This is a genomic window from Phycicoccus sp. Soil802 (assembly GCF_001429605.1).
Lineage (GTDB): Bacteria > Actinomycetota > Actinomycetes > Actinomycetales > Dermatophilaceae > Pedococcus.
Map to the genome: position 1 here is coordinate 226,833 of NZ_LMSS01000003.1, position 17,166 is coordinate 243,998.

General features: G+C 70.2%; 21 protein-coding genes and 1 tRNA gene. 12 read left to right on the forward strand and 10 right to left on the reverse strand.

From position 1 onward, the window contains the following. Nucleotides 1-51: 51 nt before the first annotated feature. The 3 genes from ASG91_RS07630 to ASG91_RS07640 are packed head-to-tail and all read right to left on the reverse strand — an operon-like array spanning nucleotide 52 to nucleotide 2,389. The gene (locus ASG91_RS07630) at nucleotides 52-285 is read right to left on the reverse strand and encodes a hypothetical protein (protein WP_056922039.1); all 234 of its coding nucleotides are present in this window, start codon (nucleotides 283-285) and stop codon (nucleotides 52-54) included. A gap of 47 nt (nucleotides 286-332) precedes the next feature. Next, the gene (locus ASG91_RS07635) at nucleotides 333-1,403 is read right to left on the reverse strand and encodes a hypothetical protein (protein ID WP_056922040.1); all 1,071 of its coding nucleotides are present in this window, start codon (nucleotides 1,401-1,403) and stop codon (nucleotides 333-335) included. Next, nucleotides 1,400-2,389: a pirin family protein gene (locus ASG91_RS07640; protein ID WP_056922041.1), complete on the reverse strand. Its 990-nt coding sequence runs from the start codon at nucleotides 2,387-2,389 to the stop codon at nucleotides 1,400-1,402. Before ASG91_RS07640 ends, ASG91_RS07635 begins: the two co-directional genes overlap by 4 nt. Before the next feature lie 77 nt (nucleotides 2,390-2,466). Here ASG91_RS07640 and ASG91_RS07645 point away from each other — a divergent pair, with 77 nt between their 5' ends. Together ASG91_RS07645 and ASG91_RS07650 are read left to right on the forward strand one after the other, a co-directional pair. Continuing rightward, complete coding sequence (locus tag ASG91_RS07645) at nucleotides 2,467-3,312, forward strand: alpha/beta fold hydrolase (protein WP_056922042.1); 846 nt, start codon at nucleotides 2,467-2,469, stop codon at nucleotides 3,310-3,312. Nucleotides 3,313-3,340: 28 nt separating this feature from the next. Beyond that, nucleotides 3,341-6,010, forward strand: coding sequence for an AMP-binding protein (locus ASG91_RS07650; protein ID WP_056922043.1), 2,670 nt, complete (start codon nucleotides 3,341-3,343; stop codon nucleotides 6,008-6,010). Here ASG91_RS07650 and ASG91_RS07655 read toward each other — a convergent pair. The 3 genes from ASG91_RS07655 to ASG91_RS07665 are packed head-to-tail and all read right to left on the reverse strand — an operon-like array spanning nucleotide 5,980 to nucleotide 9,617. Then, complete coding sequence (locus tag ASG91_RS07655) at nucleotides 5,980-7,053, reverse strand: ABC transporter ATP-binding protein (protein WP_056922044.1); 1,074 nt, start codon at nucleotides 7,051-7,053, stop codon at nucleotides 5,980-5,982. The two genes, ASG91_RS07650 and ASG91_RS07655, sit on opposite strands and share 31 nt — an antisense overlap. Then, a complete protein-coding gene (locus ASG91_RS07660; protein ID WP_235545471.1) occupies nucleotides 7,050-8,543 on the reverse strand; it encodes an iron ABC transporter permease in 1,494 nt (497 codons plus the stop codon). Before ASG91_RS07660 ends, ASG91_RS07655 begins: the two co-directional genes overlap by 4 nt. 42 nt (nucleotides 8,544-8,585) lie before the next feature. Next, a complete protein-coding gene (locus ASG91_RS07665; protein WP_056922046.1) occupies nucleotides 8,586-9,617 on the reverse strand; it encodes an iron ABC transporter substrate-binding protein in 1,032 nt (343 codons plus the stop codon). 338 nt (nucleotides 9,618-9,955) lie between these two features. On the opposite strand from ASG91_RS07665, the gene ASG91_RS07670 reads away from it, so the two are divergent. Together ASG91_RS07670 and ASG91_RS07675 are read left to right on the forward strand one after the other, a co-directional pair. After that, nucleotides 9,956-10,252 carry a hypothetical protein gene (locus tag ASG91_RS07670; RefSeq protein ID WP_056922047.1) on the forward strand — a complete coding sequence of 99 codons (297 nt, stop codon included), beginning with the start codon at nucleotides 9,956-9,958 and terminating at the stop codon, nucleotides 10,250-10,252. Nucleotides 10,253-10,305: 53 nt separating this feature from the next. Further along, nucleotides 10,306-10,986 (forward strand): GNAT family N-acetyltransferase, encoded by a 681-nt coding sequence (locus tag ASG91_RS07675; protein ID WP_056922048.1) that lies wholly within the window; start codon nucleotides 10,306-10,308, stop codon nucleotides 10,984-10,986. A 48-nt stretch (nucleotides 10,987-11,034) separates the two neighbouring features. On the opposite strand, the gene ASG91_RS07680 is transcribed toward ASG91_RS07675, so the two are convergent. Both ASG91_RS07680 and ASG91_RS07685 read right to left on the reverse strand, forming a co-directional pair. After that, nucleotides 11,035-11,562: a DinB family protein gene (locus ASG91_RS07680; protein WP_056922049.1), complete on the reverse strand. Its 528-nt coding sequence runs from the start codon at nucleotides 11,560-11,562 to the stop codon at nucleotides 11,035-11,037. Nucleotides 11,563-11,699: 137 nt separating this feature from the next. Beyond that, a complete protein-coding gene (locus ASG91_RS07685) occupies nucleotides 11,700-11,996 on the reverse strand; it encodes a metalloregulator ArsR/SmtB family transcription factor (RefSeq protein ID WP_082594042.1) in 297 nt (98 codons plus the stop codon). Nucleotides 11,997-12,155: 159 nt separating this feature from the next. On the opposite strand from ASG91_RS07685, the gene ASG91_RS07690 reads away from it, so the two are divergent. The 3 genes from ASG91_RS07690 to ASG91_RS20585 all read left to right on the forward strand — a co-directional run bounded on the left by ASG91_RS07690 (nucleotide 12,156) and on the right by ASG91_RS20585 (nucleotide 13,823). Then, nucleotides 12,156-12,659, forward strand: a complete 504-nt coding sequence (locus tag ASG91_RS07690; RefSeq protein WP_056922050.1) for an ArsI/CadI family heavy metal resistance metalloenzyme — start codon at nucleotides 12,156-12,158, stop codon at nucleotides 12,657-12,659. 13 nt (nucleotides 12,660-12,672) lie between these two features. Continuing rightward, nucleotides 12,673-12,903 carry a hypothetical protein gene (locus ASG91_RS07695; RefSeq protein ID WP_056922051.1) on the forward strand — a complete coding sequence of 77 codons (231 nt, stop codon included), beginning with the start codon at nucleotides 12,673-12,675 and terminating at the stop codon, nucleotides 12,901-12,903. A gap of 398 nt (nucleotides 12,904-13,301) precedes the next feature. Next, on the forward strand, nucleotides 13,302-13,823 hold the full coding sequence (locus ASG91_RS20585) for a hypothetical protein (protein WP_157606196.1): 522 nt from the start codon (nucleotides 13,302-13,304) through the stop codon (nucleotides 13,821-13,823). A gap of 228 nt (nucleotides 13,824-14,051) precedes the next feature. Here ASG91_RS20585 and ASG91_RS07700 read toward each other — a convergent pair whose 3' ends face one another. Beyond that, nucleotides 14,052-14,432 carry a helix-turn-helix domain-containing protein gene (locus tag ASG91_RS07700; RefSeq protein ID WP_056922052.1) on the reverse strand — a complete coding sequence of 127 codons (381 nt, stop codon included), beginning with the start codon at nucleotides 14,430-14,432 and terminating at the stop codon, nucleotides 14,052-14,054. A 22-nt stretch (nucleotides 14,433-14,454) separates the two neighbouring features. Here ASG91_RS07700 and ASG91_RS07705 point away from each other — a divergent pair, with 22 nt between their 5' ends. From ASG91_RS07705 to ASG91_RS07720, 4 genes are all read left to right on the forward strand, one after another. Further along, complete coding sequence (locus tag ASG91_RS07705; protein ID WP_235545472.1) at nucleotides 14,455-14,982, forward strand: RidA family protein; 528 nt, start codon at nucleotides 14,455-14,457, stop codon at nucleotides 14,980-14,982. Nucleotides 14,983-15,382: 400 nt separating this feature from the next. Continuing rightward, nucleotides 15,383-15,832: a hypothetical protein gene (locus ASG91_RS07710; protein ID WP_056922054.1), complete on the forward strand. Its 450-nt coding sequence runs from the start codon at nucleotides 15,383-15,385 to the stop codon at nucleotides 15,830-15,832. Nucleotides 15,833-15,844: 12 nt separating this feature from the next. After that, the gene (locus ASG91_RS07715) at nucleotides 15,845-16,051 is read left to right on the forward strand and encodes a hypothetical protein (protein ID WP_157606199.1); all 207 of its coding nucleotides are present in this window, start codon (nucleotides 15,845-15,847) and stop codon (nucleotides 16,049-16,051) included. A gap of 79 nt (nucleotides 16,052-16,130) precedes the next feature. Next, nucleotides 16,131-16,337, forward strand: a complete 207-nt coding sequence (locus ASG91_RS07720; RefSeq protein ID WP_056922056.1) for a hypothetical protein — start codon at nucleotides 16,131-16,133, stop codon at nucleotides 16,335-16,337. A gap of 289 nt (nucleotides 16,338-16,626) precedes the next feature. Here ASG91_RS07720 and ASG91_RS07725 read toward each other — a convergent pair. Further along, nucleotides 16,627-16,699, reverse strand: a tRNA-Lys gene (locus ASG91_RS07725). A 116-nt stretch (nucleotides 16,700-16,815) separates the two neighbouring features. On the opposite strand from ASG91_RS07725, the gene ASG91_RS07730 reads away from it, so the two are divergent. After that, a complete protein-coding gene (locus tag ASG91_RS07730) occupies nucleotides 16,816-17,166 on the forward strand; it encodes a zf-TFIIB domain-containing protein (RefSeq protein WP_082593991.1) in 351 nt (116 codons plus the stop codon).

Here is a 17,166-nt window from a genome sequence, read left to right on the forward strand (position 1 = left end):
GTCGAGTCTAGGTAGTTCCCCGACAGGGCGGCGGTGGGCCGCCGGCAGGGCTCACGACTGGTCGCGCGGACCGTTGGACCGGTCGTTGCGCCGGTCGTACAACCGCTCCACCCCTGCGTAGGCGAGCCAGCCGACGGCTAGGGCGATGATGAAGGCGATCCACGAGCTGAGGTCGGGCAGCACCGCCTCGACCACCTCGCGCACGATCACGATCGCGCAGACGGCGACGATGATCGGGGCGAAGGCGGCGATGCCGGTGGGGCGGTTGCCCGGGGTGGGACTCATGTGGCCAGTCTGCCCCACGCGGCGGTAGTCGTGGGGCACGCGACTCGTCAGAGCAGGTAGCGGATGACCTCGTCGCCGTCGCGCACCACGACGGACGACCCGTCGAGGTGGAGCAGGGCGAGGGAGTGGTCGGACACCACTTGGGCGCGGACGTTGCCGGACCGGTCGTCGACCAGCTGCAGCATCGTGACCTGCCGGCCCCACCGAAACGGGTTGGTGTGCAACGACTTCCGGGAGGTCGTCGCGGTCAGGCCATCCCCTCGGGCGACGACCGTGCCGCTGCTGCGTGGCGTGGGGCTCGCAGGCCTCCCTGTCGCGAGGTCGAGGCGGGCGGTCGTGGACGGCCAGGTGACGGTCACGACGGCCGGGTCGGTGGGGTCGGCGGAGAGTCGCGGAGTCTCGGCCGCCGGGCAGCTCGGCAGCACGCGGGTCCACGCTGGGTCCGCGCTGGCGTAGGCGGCGACGACGCACTTCCCGTCCTGGACCACCTCGGTCACAACCGGTCCGTCGGGGAGGGCCACGAACGACCGCCCGGGCTGCAGGGCGGCCCGACCGCTCGCCGGGTCGGTCACCAGCACGCCACCGCCTGCGCTGGTCGCGTCCACCCGGGGGAGGGGGCCGGCCGGCAGCGGGTCGCGTCGCTCCACCCCTTTGGAAGACCAGCTCTCGTTGCCCCTTGGGTCGAGCCCGACGAGTCGGCAGGGGCCTTTCCTGGGGCAGGCGAGGACGACCGTGCTGCCGCCGCCGGCTGCGACGGGGGAAGCCGTCTCACCGGCAGCCGCCCGCCACGTCCACCGAGTCGTGGCATCGAGGCCGGCCGAGTCGACCTGTCCTGGGCTCGCGATGACGAGTCGGTCGTCCGCCACGTAGGCCACGCCGCCGCGGACCGAGCCCAGCGTGACCGTCTTGCCGCTGCGCAGGTCGAGCGCGGTGTGGTCGTCACTGACCACCGCACGCCCGGCGACCACCGGACCGTCGACGGCCTTGGCCGACCAGTCGCCCGCCACCCCGGTGGTCCTCGGTGAGAGGAGCTGGAGCAGCAACCCGAGCAGGAGGAGGGCGCCGAGCGCACCGCCCATCGCGACGAGCCGCCATCGCTCGCGCAACAGCTGCTTCACGAGTCCCGGGAGGTGCGGGCAGCGTTGCCCCGAGGGCGGATCCGCACGGCTGGGATCGGGGGAGCCGGCAGGTGCTGGACGTCACCGGCATACCCCTCCACCTCGCCGAACCGCGCGGAGTGGGCCATCCACTCGTCGCGCGCAGCGACGATGTCCTCGTGGCTGCGGCCCACGAAGTTCCACCATATGACGATCTCCTCGTCGAACGGCGGACCGCCGAGGAGCAGCACACGCGCCGGTGCCCCGGTGGTGTTGGTGAGCTGGAGCACTGGGGTGTCGGTGGGCAGGTAGGCCATGGAGCTGCGCGGGGTGGCCGTGCCGTTGACGGTGAGCCCTTCGTTGTCGGCCAGCACCCCGTGCTCGTATGCCGCGTCGAGACCGAGCTCGACGGTCGCGCCGGCGTCGACGGTCACCTCCGCACCGAGCAGTGGGGTGAACGTCTCGACCGGGGAGGTCTGTCCGGCGAGGCTGCCGAGGAAGACGCTGAGGATGGCGCCGTCGACGCGGGTCGGGGTCGGCTCGTGGTGCTGGAAGTCCTTGGGGGCATTGCGATGTGCCTCGGGCAGGGCGACCCAGAGCTGCGCGCCGTGCAGGATGGTCGTGCCCGGCGTCGACACCTCGGAGTGCGCGATGCCGTAGCCACCGGTCATGAGGTTCACGGCGCCGGGCCGCACCAGGGCGTGCGAGCCGAGGCTGTCGCGGTGCTCGATCTCGCCCGTGAAGAGCCAGCTCACGGTCTGGAGCCCGGTGTGCGGGTGGGGTGGCACGTCCATGCCACCGGTCGCCCCCACGTCGTCGGGGCCGTAGTGGTCGGCGAAGCACCAGGCGCCGATGAGGGAGCGCTGCCGCTGGGGGATGGTGCGCCGGACCGTCATCGCGCGGGGCCCGCCGAGGGGCACGTCGCGGGGCTCGAGGATCTCCACTCCGTCAGCGGGTGGCGTGGTGGGGCAGACGGTCTCCTGCGGTTGCGTCTCGACGTTGCTCACGAAGCCAGTGTCGCACCGCGGGTGTGGTTGTCTGGGGGAGCATCGAGCCAGCCCCACGAGCCGCGGAGCACACCCCCATGAGCAGTGACGACGCGGAGTCCGGCGTCCTGGAGTCGACGCAGTGGGAGCGAGTCGAGGGCACGTGGCTGCGGATCCGCAGGTTCGCGCCTCAGGCCGTGACAGTGCCGAGGCCTTCGCAGCGGACGCCCGGTGACTCGAGGCCGATCCGACCCGGTCTGGCTGTGCTGGTCCCCGGGCTGGGGCTGCCGCGCTACCTGCTGCCCCTGGCCCGCCACCTGGCCACCCAGGGTCTGGAGACCGCGCTGCTCGACACCCTGGCCTGGCGCGGTCACGGTGGTCGGCGCGCCCGAAGAGCGGTCCCGACCATCGCCGGGCTTTCCGAGCTCACCGCTGTCTGGCTCTCGCGTCAGGAGGACCGGCCGATCGTCGTGGTCGGCCACTCCACCGGTTCGCAGGTGGCGCTGGAGGCCGTGCTGAGGGTCCAGCGGACCCGTCCCGACCTTGCGCTCGTGATGGGCGGCCCGACCTTCACCCCCGACCAGCGCAGGCTGCGCTGGCTCGTCCCCGCCGCCCTCACGGCATACCTCAAGGACCCGCCCAAGGAGCTCGTGGTGCTGAAGGACGTCGCCCGGGTCCGCACCGACCTCGCGCGCATCGTGCAGTCGGGACGACGCCACCCGACCGACCGGCGGGTGGGCCTGCTCACCGTGCCCCTCATCGTGACGGCCGGTGAGGCCGACAGCTTCGCGCCACGCGACTGGCTCGACCTGCTCGCAGGCCTGGCCGGTGGCTGGAGCCGGGCGGTCGTGCTGCCGGGATCGCACAACAACCCCTTCACCTACCCAGCGGAGTTCGGGGCCCTCGTGGTCGAGTCCCTGGCCCGAGCCGGCCGACTTGGTTAGGTAAGCCAACCCTAATATAGTCACCCGCGTGTCCCTCGCGTTCGCCTCCCACCACGCCACTCGCGGCGTCGACTCGGTGCGAGCCCGCGTCGGCTTCGTCGAGCGGCTCGAGGAGTGGGGCGACCGGGCTGCGGTGTACGCCCCGACGGGCGACCTCACCTACGTCGGTCTGGCAGCCGCCGTGCGGGACGCGGCCGAGCAGCTCCCCGCCACCCGCCAGCTGGTCCTCATGGCGGCCGAGAACAGTGTCGACTGGCTGGTCACCTACCTGGCCGCCCTGAGCCGTGGGCACGTGGTGCTGCTCGTCCCCGGCGACCGGCCTGACCACGTGGCCGGGCTGGTCCAGCGCTACCGCCCGGGGAGCGTGGTGCAGCGGACCGGTTCGGCCTGGACGGTCACGGCCCAGGACGACGCGCCCGAGCACGACCTGCACCCCGACCTGGCGCTGCTGCTCACGACCTCCGGGTCGACGGGGTCGCCCAAGCTGGTGCGGCTGTCGCACGACAACCTCGACAGCAACGCGACCTCGATCGTCCAGGCGCTCTCGCTCACCGACCGCGACCGCGCGATGGCCAGTCTGCCGGTCCACTACAGCTACGGGCTCTCGGTGGTCCACAGCCACCTCGCGTGCGGGGCCAGCCTCGTCGTCAGCGACTTCTCCGTGGTCGACCCCTGCTACTGGGACCTGGTCCGACGGTCGGGGGCCACGGGGTTGTCGGGCGTCCCGCACACCTACGAGCTCCTCGAGCGCGTCGGGCTGGCCGAGCTGGACCTGCCCGGGCTGCGCACCCTGACCCAGGCGGGGGGCGCGCTCCCCGTCGCGACGGCGGCTCGGTTCCGGGCGCTGGCGGCCGAGCGGGGCTGGCGGTTCTCGACGATGTACGGGCAGACCGAGGCCACGGCGCGGATGGCCGTGCTGTCTCCCGCGCTCGCGACGACCCATCCCGACGCGGTCGGGGTCGCCGTGCCCGGCGGGGCCTTCCGGGTCGAGCCCCTCGCCCAGGCCGCCACCCAGGCGGCTGCGCCGGGCGTGGGCGAGCTGGTCTACACCGGCCCCAACGTCATGCTCGGCTACGCGACCTCGCCGGCCGACCTGGCCCGTGGTCGTGAGGTGCACGAGCTGCGCACCGGAGACCTCGGGACGGTGGACGACGCCGGCGTGGTTCGGGTCGTCGGTCGCCGCAGCCGCGTCGCGAAGGTGCTCGGGCTGCGGCTGGACCTCGACCACCTCGAGCGCGACCTCGGTGACGACAGCGCCCCGGTGCGCTGCGTCGACCTCGACGGTCGGCTGGGCCTGGTGACGCCACGTCCCGGCCACGCGGAGTCGCTGCTCGCCGTGACGGCGCAGCGGCACGGACTCCCGCGGACCGCAGTGGTGGTCCTCGACGGGTGCGAGATCCCGGTCCTCTCCACCGGCAAGCCCGACTACCCCGCGATGCGCAGCCGGCTCGCCGACGTCGCCGACGTGGTCGACACCGGTGGCACGGACCGGTGCGCCCTGGTCGTCGCCCTCTACCGTCACCTCCTGGGTCGGCCGGACGCGAGCGCCCGGACCAGCTTCGTCGACCTCGGGGGTGACTCACTCTCCTACGTGGAGGTGTCCGTGCGACTGGAGGAAGTCCTCGGGACGCTCCCTGCGCACTGGCAGCGGCTCACCCCGGCCGAGCTGGTGGACCCGATGACGACCCAGCCGACCTTCGACCGGCGACCCCGCTGGCGACGGCTGGAGACCAACGTCGTCATCCGGGCTCTCGCGGTCATCCTCATCCTCGCCAACCACACGAAGCTCGCCGAGCTGCCCGGAGGAGCGCACACGCTGCTCGTCATCGCGGGCTACAACCTCGCCCGCTTCCAGCTGACCGGCCGACCGCGCCGGGAGCGGGCGACGAGGATCGTCCAGGGCGTCGTGCGCATCTGGGCTCCCAGCGCTCTCTGGATCGGGCTCGTGGCGCTCTTCGTCGGCACCTACGACTGGCGCAACGTCCTCATGCTCAACCAGGTGCTGGGGGACTGGGCCCGATGGGGGCCGCACTGGCACTTCTGGTTCATCGAGGCCCTCGTGGCGCTGCTCCTCGGGTCTGCCCTGCTCTGTCTCGTGCCCGGCTTCGATCGTCTGGAGCGCCGCCACCCCTTCGCGGTGCCGATGGCCCTGGTGGGGCTCGGCCTGCTGACGAGGTATGCCGTGGTGATCCCTGACGCGGGCCCCTACCGGGGTGCCAACGCGCTGGTGCTCCTGTGGCTGTTCGCCACCGGCTGGGCGGTCAGCCGGGCCACGACGACGTGGCAGCGCCTCCTCGTCTCGGCCGTCCCGGTGCTGACGCTGCCGGGATTCTGGCCGACCATGCCCGGCCGGGCGGCGACGATCATCGCCGGCGTGCTCGTGCTGATCTGGGTGCCGACGCTCCCGGTGCCGGCCCGAGCCGTCGGTGCGGTGTCGGCCGTGGCGTCGGCGTCGCTGTTCGTCTACCTGACGCACTTCGTCGTCTACCCGCACGTGATGCCCGTGAACTCCGGCCTCGCCGTCGTGGCCTCGCTCGTCGTGGGGCTGGCCTACTGGAAGGCCTGGGGCTGGACCTCGACCGTGGCGAGCCGCGTGGCTGCTTCGGCCTGGGCCCGCCTGCGCGCAGGCCGCTGGTCGCGCCGACCAGCGGCGGTCGGGTCCGAGGTTCAGCCCGGGCTCGGCACCGTCCCGGCCTGACCGTCGACGAAGGCGCGCACGGGTCCGACCACGTCCACGGACACCGGCGTGCCGGCAGCCCAGGCCTCCAACCCGTTGACCCGGGCCGTGAGCCGCAGTCCCGGATGGCCGTCGGAGTCGACGAGGTCGAGGGTGACCAGCGCGTCGTGGCCGAAGTAGGTCGTCGACACGACCTCCGCCCGACGGCCGCCCGGCGCCTTGACCAGTCGGAGCTGCTCGGGCCGGACGAGGACGTCGACCGACCCCTCTGGCGCGCGGCCGTCGAGCGCGAGCTCCCCGAGCGCGCACTCCACCCGGTCGCCGCGCACGATCCCGCTCACGAACTGCGCCTCGCCGAGGAACTCCGCCGAACGGCGGTCGGCCGGCGCGCCATACACCTGCACGGGACTCCCGACCTGCGAGAGGCGACCTTCGTGCATGATCGCCACCTGGTCGGCGAAGGACAGCGCCTCGGCCTGGTCGTGCGTGACCAGGACGACGGTGACCCCTTCGTGGTGCAGGGCCTCGGCCACTGCCTCGCGGGTGGCGGCGCGCAGGCCGGTGTCGAGGGAGGAGAACGGCTCGTCGAGGACGACCAGCCGCGGTCGCGGGGCGAGGGCGCGGGCGATGGCCACCCGCTGCTGCTGGCCACCGGAGAGCTGGTCGGGACGCCGTCCCATCAGACCGGGGTCGAGCCCGAGGAGGCCGAGCAGCTCGGCGACCCGATCGGTGTCCTTCCGCTCGGCCCGGGGAAGCCCGAACGCCACGTTCGCCGCGATCGAGAGGTGCGGGAAGAGGTTGCCCTCCTGGGCCACGTAGCCGATCCGCCTGCGCTCGGGCGGCGTCCACGCCCCGTCGCCGGCCACGGTCTCGTCGTCGAGGACGACGGACCCGGCGGTGGGCGGCTGGAACCCGGTGACCACGCGCAGCAGGGTGGTCTTGCCGCAGCCGGACGGCCCGAGGATCGCGGTCGTCGACCCCGAGGGGACGACCAGGTCGATGCCGTGCAGGACCTCCGTGCGCCCATAGGTGGCACGCACGCCGCGCACGAGAAGCGTGGTCACAGGTCAGGCTCCTCATCGGAACGGTGGAGCAGCAGGTAGGTCACGGGTGTCGACACGAGGATCAGTGCCGCGGCATACGGCGCGGCGCCTGCGTAGTCGATGCTCTCACTGGCGCTCCAGAACGCCGTCGCGAGGGTGCGCACACCGGTCGGCGCGAGGATCAGCGTCGCCGTCAGCTCGGTCGAGACCGCGATGAACACCATCGCGAAGCCGGCCAGCGCGCCCGGCAGCGTGAGGGGGAGCAGGACCCGGGCGAAGGTGCGGACCGGGCCGGCGCCCAGGGCGCGCGCCGCCTGGGTGAGCTCCTCCGGGGCGTGCGCCATGGAGGCGCGGATGCTCACCATCGCGCGCGGGATGAAGAGGATCGCGTATGCCGCGACGAGCACGATGCTGGTCTGGTAGACCGGTCGCGCGTACCGGATCGTCAAGGTGACCAGCGCGAGGGCGACCACGACCCCGGGGAGTGACGACGCGACATACGTGGCCCGCTCGGTGAGGATGCTCAGCCAGGACCTGCGCCGGCTGATCAGCCAGGCGACGGGGAACGCCGCCACGACCGTGAGCAGGCCCGCCACGAGCGCCAACCCGATAGTGCTGCCGACCGTCACGAGCCAGGTCCGCCCATCGAAGGTGGGGTCCCCGGCTGCGAGCCACCGGGCCAGGCTCGCGACGGGGACGCCGAGGGCCGCCGCCGTGAGGCCGCCCATCAGGGCCAGCGCCGGGGCCTTCCAGCGCCCCAGGGCCGCACGCACCGGGCGCCGGGCGGCGCCGCGGCCGACCCGGGCCTGGCGGCTCGTGCCGCGCAGGAGCTGGTCGGCCGTGAGCAGCCCGAGGCAGAGGCCCATCAGGACCAGGGCGAGCAGGCTCCCGGCGCTGTCGCTGAAGGCGACCTGGAACTGCTCGAGGATGGCCGTGGTGAAGGTCGGGAAGCGCAGCATCGCCAGCACCCCGAACTCGGCGAGCAGGTGCAGCGACACCAGGAGCATCCCGCCGAGCGTGGCGTGGCGCAGCTGGGGCAGGACAGCGCGCAGGAAGGCACGCCAGGGCCCGAGCCCCAGCGACCGGGCGGTCTCCTCCACGGTCGGGTCGAGGCTGCGCAGCGCTGCCGACACCGGCAGGAAGACGAAGGGGAAGTAGGACAACGTCGTCACCAGGACGGCGCCGCGCAGGCCCTCGAGGTCGGGTCGGACGGTGACCCAGGCGTAGCTGTTGACGAAGGCCGGGACGGCGAGCGGGCACACCATGAGCACCCGCCAGACCCGGGCGCCCGGCAGCGCGGTCCGCTCGACGAGCCACGCGGTGCTGAGGCCGAGGAGGGTCGTGGCCGTCACGGTCAGCACGACCAGGGCGGTCGTGTTGCGCAGGAGCTCGGCCACCCGCGGACGCCACAGCAGGGTGCGCGCGGCGTCCCACCCGACGTCGATGCTCGCGGCCACGACCACCCCGAGCGGCAGCAGGCACAGCACTGCGACCGCGAGGCTCGTGACCACGACCGGGACGGGGGAGCGTGTCCCCCCGACGGAGCGGGCCACCTAGAGGATGCCCGCCTTCGTCATGAGCTCGATGACCTTGGGTCCGTTGAGCGTGGACGGGTCGAGGTCGGGCGCCTGCAAGGAGGGCAGCGGCTCGAGGGCCGGGTCGGACGCGACGCCGTTGCCGACGGCATACTCCTTGGCGTCACTGGTGGCCAGCATCTTCTGGCCCTCGGCGCTGGTCACGAAGGCCAGGAACTTCTGGGCGTTGGCGGCGTGCTTGCTCGCCTTGAGGACCGCGCCGCCCGACAGGCTCACGAAGGCGCCCGGGTCCTGGTGGCGGAAGTAGAGCAGCTTGGTGTTCTTGCTGCCGGCCTTGGTGAGGGCCTGGTCGCGGTACCAGTAGTAGTGGTACATGATCCCGACGGGGACCTGGCCGGCGTTCACGGCCTTCATCACGGCGATGTTGTTCTGGTAGATCTTGCCGCCGTCCTTGAGGCCCTTGAGCCAGGCCGCTGCCTTGGCCTCGCCCTCGGTCGCGACGATCGCGGAGACGATGGCCTGGAAGTCGGCGCCACCGGCCGCGGCGCCCCACTTGCCGCTCCACTTGGGGTCCTGCAGGTCCATGATCGACTTCGGCAGCTCGGCCTCGGTGATCTTGCTGGGGTTGTAGACCAGCACCGTGGAGCGGGCCGCGATGCCGATCCACTGCTTGCTGCTCGGGGCGTAGGCCTTGCCGACCTGAGCCTCGGTCGCGGGGTCGACGGTCGCCAGCAGCCCGGCGTCCTGCACGGTCGTCATCGCCGGGGAGTTCTCGGTGAGGAAGACGTCGGCGGGCGACTTGGCGCCCTCCTGGACGATCTGGTTGCCCATCGAGGAGTCGTTGCCGTAGCGGATCTGGACGTCGATCCCGGTGTCCGCCTTGAACTTCTCGGCCCAGGCCTGGGTGAGGTTCTCGTGCTGCGCGCTGTAGATGGTCAGCTTGTCGGGGTCGAGGTTCTTGCCGGCTTCGAGGGTGCCGTCGCCGCAGGCCGTGAGGGCCACCAGGCTCACCACGCCGAGTGCAGCGAGGATGGATCGTCGAAGGGCCACGCGAGTTCTCCTGGGGTCGTCCGGCGACGCGTCCAGCGTCGCCAAGGGAAGCCTTACCTAACCAAAGGCTACAGCCTCCCGGCTGCTCGCCGAGACCCCCCGCTTTCACGAGGTATGCCGCGTGGCTCGCTTCCGTGTTTGTCCGTGGGGAGCGGGTGCGACCGGGCACACTGGTGCCCGTGGGGTCGTGTTGGGAGTCCGGGCGGCCGGAGTGGCTGTTCGTCAGCACGCTGATGGGGTTCGGCCTCGGGGTGGCTCTTGGAATGCTGGCCTGGATCGCATGGGCGCCGCCACAACGCCGCCCCACTCCGAGTCGACGCGAGAGGACCATCAGGAGGGTGTGGAGCGGTGCCCTGCTGGGCTGGGGCGTCTTCGCCTTCTTCGCCGGTACCCAACGGACCTTGACCGACGTCCTCGCCGCGGGCGCGGGCGGGCTGGTCATCGTGGCGATCGCACTGGTCGTCCACCGCGCGCAACGGGCTGCGCTCGATGGAGTGCCGATGCCTGCCGGCCTGGCCACGGCCTACCTGTTCGTGCGGTGGTCGACCACGTCCTTCGCGGTCCTGGCCCTCGGTATCGGCACTTGGTCGATCGTGGCTTCCATCGCGCTGGGTCACTCCTGCGCCGGCACCTGATCGGGCAAGAATCGGGAGGCGCCCGGGCTTCCTGACTGGGCAGGATGGCGGTCATGTTCGCCGACCTCTGGCCGACCTTCGGCCTGACCCTGTCCACCGCGCGGCTGGTGCTCAGGCTCCCCACTGACTCCGAGCTGGAAGCCCTGGCCCGGGTGGCTGCCGATGGCGTCCATGGCGAGGACGAGCGGCCGTTCCTGACCCCGTGGGCGGAGGGCAGCCCCGAGGAGCGGGCCCGCTCCGTGCTCGGCTCGCACTGGTCGGCGCTCGCGTCGTGGACGCCCGACTCCTGGCGTCTCGGTCTGGGCGTGTTCCTCCACACTGGGGAAGCGATCGGTGTCGCTTCCCTGCGCGCCGCAGACTTCCGCGTCAACCGCGAGGTCACCACGTCGAGCTGGCTGGGTCTCGGCTGGCAGGGCCAGGGCTATGGCACCGAGGCTCGCACTGCCCTCCTGACGTTGGCCTTCGACCACCTCGGCGCCACGGATGCCACGACCGAGGTGTTCCAGGACAACCACAAGTCACAGGGTGTGTCCCGCAAGCTGGGTTATCTACCTGACGGCATCTCGCGCGATCGTCGCGGTGAGGATGTGGTCGTCTCCGATCGCCTGCGCCTGACGTCCGAGCTGTGGGGGGCGAACGCCGACAAGGGCGAGGTCGAGGTCTCCGGTGTGGATGAGGCCCTGCCGATGTTCCTCGGAGACCCGCGGAGCGGCGATCCTGCGGTCCCGACGTGAGCGGACGGTGGAGCGTCGCGTCGGCGGCTCGAGGGCGAGGTGGCCCGGTCAGTCGCGTCGGGTCGAAGCCAGCGTGAGTTGTCGCCTGTGGTGGTCGTAGTGCTGGGTGGGGTAGTGGTAGACGTCGCGAAGGGTCATGACTTCCTTGAAGTACGGGTCCCAGCCGAGCGGGAAGTGCATGCCCTGGTCGAGCGAGGCTGGCGACTGTCGGCGGAGCGATTTCTGCAGACCAGTGATGACGCTGTCCATGAGTCGCTCCATGCCGCTGTAGCCCAGGACGCGTGCGCCGCCGAGGGAGCCGAGGTAGTTGACGACGTGGAAGGGCCGCGTGCCGGCGTTCAGCAGCGTCGCGAACCGTCTTGAGGCGCCATCAGGCAGGCGCGCGAAGGCGAGGACGAGGAGGCGCAGGTTTCGCACGAGCAGGTAGCCGAAGAGCATGTGGAAGAGCAGCTGCTCGTTGGTCCACTTGGTGCCATCACTCGGCTGTCGAAGCTCGGCGATCGTGGCTGTGTCGACAAGGTCTCGAAAGTCGGCGCGTACCCGGTCCAGCTCCGAGCAGATCTCCTCGGGGTCCACGGCAGCCTCCAGGTCGTCGAGTCGTCCTGAAGCAACGGTAGGCCGCGGGCGGCCCCGCGCTCTGAGCGAGCAATGAGTATCTGACGAGTGTGCCGCGATCCATGGGGTGTGTCCGCTGGGGCGGGAGTCAGATGCTTTCAGGAGGGCTGGCGACCTGCCGTGGCGAACAGGGTGTTCATCGCCGACAGCGCCTCGGGCTTCGCCTTGTAGTAGACCCAGGTGCCGCGCTTCTCCCGGTCGAGCAGGCCGGCTTGGTGCAGCACCTTGAGGTGGTGGCTGATCGTCGGCTGCGAGAGGTCGAACGCGTCGTTGAGGTCGCAGACGCACGCCTCACCGCCCTGGTGGGACAGGATCATCGACATCAGCCGCAGGCGCACCGGGTCGGCGATGGCCTTGAGCAGCCCGGAGACCTGTTCGGCCTGGTCGGCCGTCATGGGCTCGCGCGCCAGCGGCGCGCAGCAGGCCAGCGCGCGGTCGGACTGGATCACTGGCAGCTCGATCACGGAAATAGACACGCGTCTATATTGACACAGGCCGATATACGGTGGCAAGGTGACGACACATAGACACTCATCTATTCATTGGAGCACCCCATGTCTCGCGTTCAACTGGCCCTCCGCGTTGCCGACCTCGACGCCTCGATCGAGTTCTACTCACGTCTGTTCGACGCCACCCCGGCCAAGCGCCGCCCCGGCTACGCGAACTTCGCGATCGCCGAGCCGCCGCTCAAGTTGGTCCTGCTGGAGGGCCAGCCCGGTGAGGACACCCGGATGGACCACCTCGGCGTCGAGGTCGAGTCCACCGACCTGGTTGCCTCCGCGACCAACCGTCTCGCCGACGCCGGGCTCGCCACCCGGATCGAGGACAACACCACCTGTTGCTACGCCGTCCAGGACAAGGTCTGGGTGACCGGACCGGGCAGCGAACCGTGGGAGGTCTACACCGTCAAGGACGACGCACGTCCCGACCTGGAGGGCAAGACCAGCCTCGCCCTGTCGGAGGTGTCCGGCGACGGGACCTGCTGCGCGACCGACGCGGCCGACGACATGTCCACCACCCAGTCCAAGGAGAAGCAGCCCGCTGCGGCGTGCTGCTGAAAGGAGAACCGTCATGCACCCCTACCTGTCCGGCCTGATGGCCGAAGCGCACCGCGAAGACCTGCTCCGCGAGGCGGACCAGCACCGGCTCGTCACGCAGGCCAGCGCGGCCCGTCCCCGCCGTGGACTGGCTCAGTGGCAGGCTGCCCTGGCTCAGGCGGGCGAGAAGGTCCGTCTGCCGGCCACCCCCCGGCCATCAGACGCGGCAGGTTGCGTGCCGCAGCCCGTCTGCTGCCCTGCCTGACCCGCCCAAACGGAAGAGGCCCGAACCATGCAGGGTGGTTCGGGCCTCCGTCCCGACTGGGGTCGTCGGTGACCTCACGGCCGTCACCGCTGGTGGGCCCCGTGGGACTCGAACCCACAACCTACGGAGTGCCCGTCAGTCGTGCGGCCGTGAGGACTTTGTGCCGGTTCTCGTGCTTGATGGCTACCGCGTGGTTGTGGTTGTTCCGAGCGCGAAGACAGTCCTCGTGTCCTGCTCGTAGGTGGGCGGAGAGTGGAGCGCAGGGTCGGGGGCACGGCGAGAGGTGGTATTCGGGGAACCGGCGTTGTTCGGAGTTGGGTCGATCTATCCGATCTGCCCCGTCTCGGTCGGCTGCGACAGCTACCGTTCCTGTCGATGGTTCGATCGGAAGGTGGGGGATGGGTTCTTACAGCACGCTTGTCATGGCGTTCAGGTTTCGCGCTGATACACCGCCGGCTGTGTTGGGGGCATTTTCTGCGCTAGAGCGCCCGATCGGAGCGGGCGCCCCCTGGTATCCCGCGCCGAATCTGCCCAGTCCAAACGTTGAGCCGGTTGAGGAGTGGGAGCCGGACTATGAAGAGGCAGGATGGGAAGAGCCGGATCCGCTGGCGGACGAGCCTTGGCGGCACGAGTGGGCGCCGCACTTCGGTGGATTGCTGGACCCCGACTGGTCACCAAGCGCCTCCCTTGAATGGCGCGGCGCGTGGCACTTCGAGTGTCGTTCGATGTTCAAAGCGTCACCTGATGTTGTGGATAGGTCCTTGGCTTGGCTTGGTCCCTACATCGATCCGGGCCACCAGGTGAATCGGCCGATTCTCCTGGGCTACGTTGAGTACGAATACGCGGCGCGCCCGTGGCTGCTCTGGTGGAGTGACGGCGAGGTGTCGTTGGAGAACCTCAACGCGGACGGCGAATGGTAGGTCTCAGTCGCCCAGCAAGGGGAGCGCCCGGGGTAGACCCTGGGCGCTCGTGCTTTGGTCACAGGGGCGGGGTCCCCATCGCGGGGCCCCGCGCCTCGCGGCGGAGCCGCGCTTGAGCCAGTAAGGAAAGTCCTCACGACCCAGCTGCCGCGTCCTGTCCTGTCTCGGGTGATGCTTGACAGTCGAGTGTCAGCTGATGCTTGACGTCGGCCGGAGGCGGCGCGTGCGTCAGGCGTCGAAGCGGCGGCGGGCGGCCTCGATGTGACCGAAGTACTGGTGGGTCCAGCCGCACATTCCGTCGACCGTTGCGCGCAGGGCTTGACCCGGCTCTGTGAGGGTGTACTCGACCCGCGGTGGGACGGTGGGGTACACGGTGCGCTCGACCAAGCCGTTGCGCTCCAACATGCGCAGGTTCTGGGTGAGCATCTTGTGGCTGATGCCCTCGATCTCCTTCCGCAGCTCGCTGAAGCGCAGGGTGCGATGACCCAGAGTCTCGACGATGAGGAACGCCCACTTGTTGGCGACGTCGGAGAAGATCTCCCGCGCCAATGAACCCGCGCGTGCCAGGTCTGCATCCTCGGGCGCGCCTGTGAACTGCTTGGTCTCCATCAGGTTCTCCAGTCACTGAAAAGTGCGTTCTTCCACGTCAGCGTTCACTCTCTTACAGTTCCTGAGTAACTACAAGAGAGCGAGCGTCTGGGTCGACGCGGACACGAGTTCAACCAGCGCTCAGGAAGAGGAGACAGGAAGCATGGCCATCACCTTTGCAAACCCCAGCGGATTGCCCGAGATCGACGTCTACCGGCAGGTGGCGATCGCATCCGGCTCGAAGTTGGTCTTCATCGCCGGGCAGGTCGCGTGGGACACCGAGGGAGTCACGATCGGCGAAGGCGACCTCGCCGCTCAGGTCGAGCAGAGCTATCTCAACATCGGCACTGCCCTGGCCGAGGCCGGCGGCTCCTTCGACGACGTGGCGAAACTGACCTTCTACGTCGTCGACTGGACCCCCGACAAGATGCCCCCGCTCCTGGAAGGGATCTCCCGGGCAGCAGCGAAGCTGGGGGTCACCCCGACCCCACCAACCACGCTGATCGGTGTTGCGGCACTCGACGCCCCTGACCATCTGGTCGAGGTCGAAGCGACCGCAGTCCTCGACTGAACAGGTGCGCTCTTCGCCCCTGAGCGCCGCAATGGCCAACTACGGCACTCAGTCATAGTCACTGACCCACGCTCCTAGCCGGGTCAAAAGTCAGGTGACACACGACTGTCAAGCATCAGCTAAGTCCAGGCGGACCATCCACCTGGGCGACGGCGACAGCCGCGTCGTGCCGCGCATCACTGACTGGCGGTCCGCGAAGTCCCCACCTCGACGCTGACGGACTTCCATGGAACCGGTGCGGCGACTAACCAGACGGTGTGGACCATCGATCTGGACGGCGCAGGGAAGGCGGCAGAACCGTGGCTTCGTCTCCCCAAGCTTGATCCAGCTGAGATTGGTCTAGGTTGCGGCCCATTTGGAACTCTGTTGAAAGCCGCTCTAGACAAGTAGAGGTGTTGTGATGGCGATTCAGCAGAGGATGCGGGTCCGGTTCGAGGACGTCTTCCCGGAGGGTGTCGGGATGCGCGGGTCGGTCACGGCTGTGGAGGACTTCGACCTGATCCAAGCTGCGAAGGCCGAGGGTCGGGAACCCGGTGACGTGCGGGTCCGGGACAAGGAGTCCGGTCTGCGGGTGTGGGAAGTCCGGGTCGTCGACTACGACGAGGAAGCCCCGAAGAACCAGGGCGAGGTGACGGTGAAGATCGCCGCCGACGTCCAGCCGGTGCCCCCGTCGAAGGTGGAGGGCCAGAAGCTGCGGCCGGGTGGAGTTCGAGAACCTGACGGTCACGGCGTGGATCGACGACCGGGGAAGGCGGCCCAAGATCGGCTGGTCGCTGCGGGCGGACGGGATGCACGCACCTGGTGCCAATCCGAACGGGTCGACGGCTGCCAAGGTGCAAGGGTCGGCTGAGCAGGGCGCGGCGTGATGCGCCCCGTGGAGGCAGTGGCCTGGGCGGACGCGTTCGACGCCGACGTGAAGGACCTCCCCGCTGTCCTGACCCACGAGGTCGCCCGCGTCGACGGGGTCCGCACCGAACTGGTCAAGCTGGTCCGGGAGTTCGTCAACGCCCCGGACGACGAGGTCAGGCGCGGCGTCTACCGGGCGTACTCAGCGCTGGGTGCGGCTTAGTCCCGGGTGATGGCTGTGGCCTCGGACGCTCGCCGGTCGGCCTAGGCGGGGGTTTGTGATGAGCGCGCCGAGAGGTCCGATGTTCGGCAGCGACGAACCGATACCGACGGTCATCGAGGCGGTCGTCCGGCTCGTGTTGCTGGTGGTGCGGTCGGTGTTCCGGCTGGGCCGCTTTGCGATCCGTCGCCCCCGGGTCGCCTCCGCGGCGGTCTCGCTGGTGGCGCTGGACCGGTGGTCGGCAGGGCCGTCCGAGACGTCCGGGCCGGGACGGATTTCGACTGGGTGAAGCCGCACTCCTATTGCTAGACCGTGGCGACTCTGCTCGACGGAAGTGGAGCCACGGCCCGCCTCATCGCGACCAGCTGGGGCACTCCCGGGTGTCGATGACGCAGGACGTCTACCTCGGCAGGCCTGCTGTCGACCCGAGCGTCGCCCTGGCCTTGGAGGGCTTCGATCCGGACGCCGAGCGCGCTCCTGACACGGAAAAGGGCTCGTGAGCGTGTCCTGCTCGGTGTCCTTCTCCGGACCCTCTGAGGGGCCAAGAGCGCCCTTCAAGGCCCTGAACTGGACGTTTGTGGGCCCCGTGGGACTCGAACCCACAACCTACGGATTAAAAGTCCGCAGCTCTAACCATTGAGCTAGAGGCCCCGGCCGGCCACGCGGCATACCTACCGCTGTGCCGAACCGGCCACAGACTAACGGCTGGGCAGGCGGGCCACCCACGGCGATCGGAACCCGCCCGCGACCCGAGCCGTTGGCCCGACATGAGCACCCTCACCTGTCCCAAGTGTGGTTCCGACATGCGCAGCTACGAACGCAACCAGGTCCACGTCGACCAGTGCACGGGTTGTGGCGGCCTGTTCCTCGACCGCGGGGAGCTCGAGGCGCTCGTGGCCGCCGAGAACGCCTGGCACCAACAGCCCGCCGCCGCGGCCCCGCCCGAGCAGCAGCAGCCGCCCGTCCCGCAACCCCCGCAGCAGCAGGGTGCGTGGCAGCAGCCGCCGGCCCAGAGCTACCAGGCGCCGTACCGCGCGACGTCCAAGGCGCCGTACGGCGGGCAGCACGGCTACGGCCAGCGTCGCAAGAAGTCGTTCCTCAGCGAGCTGTTCGACTGA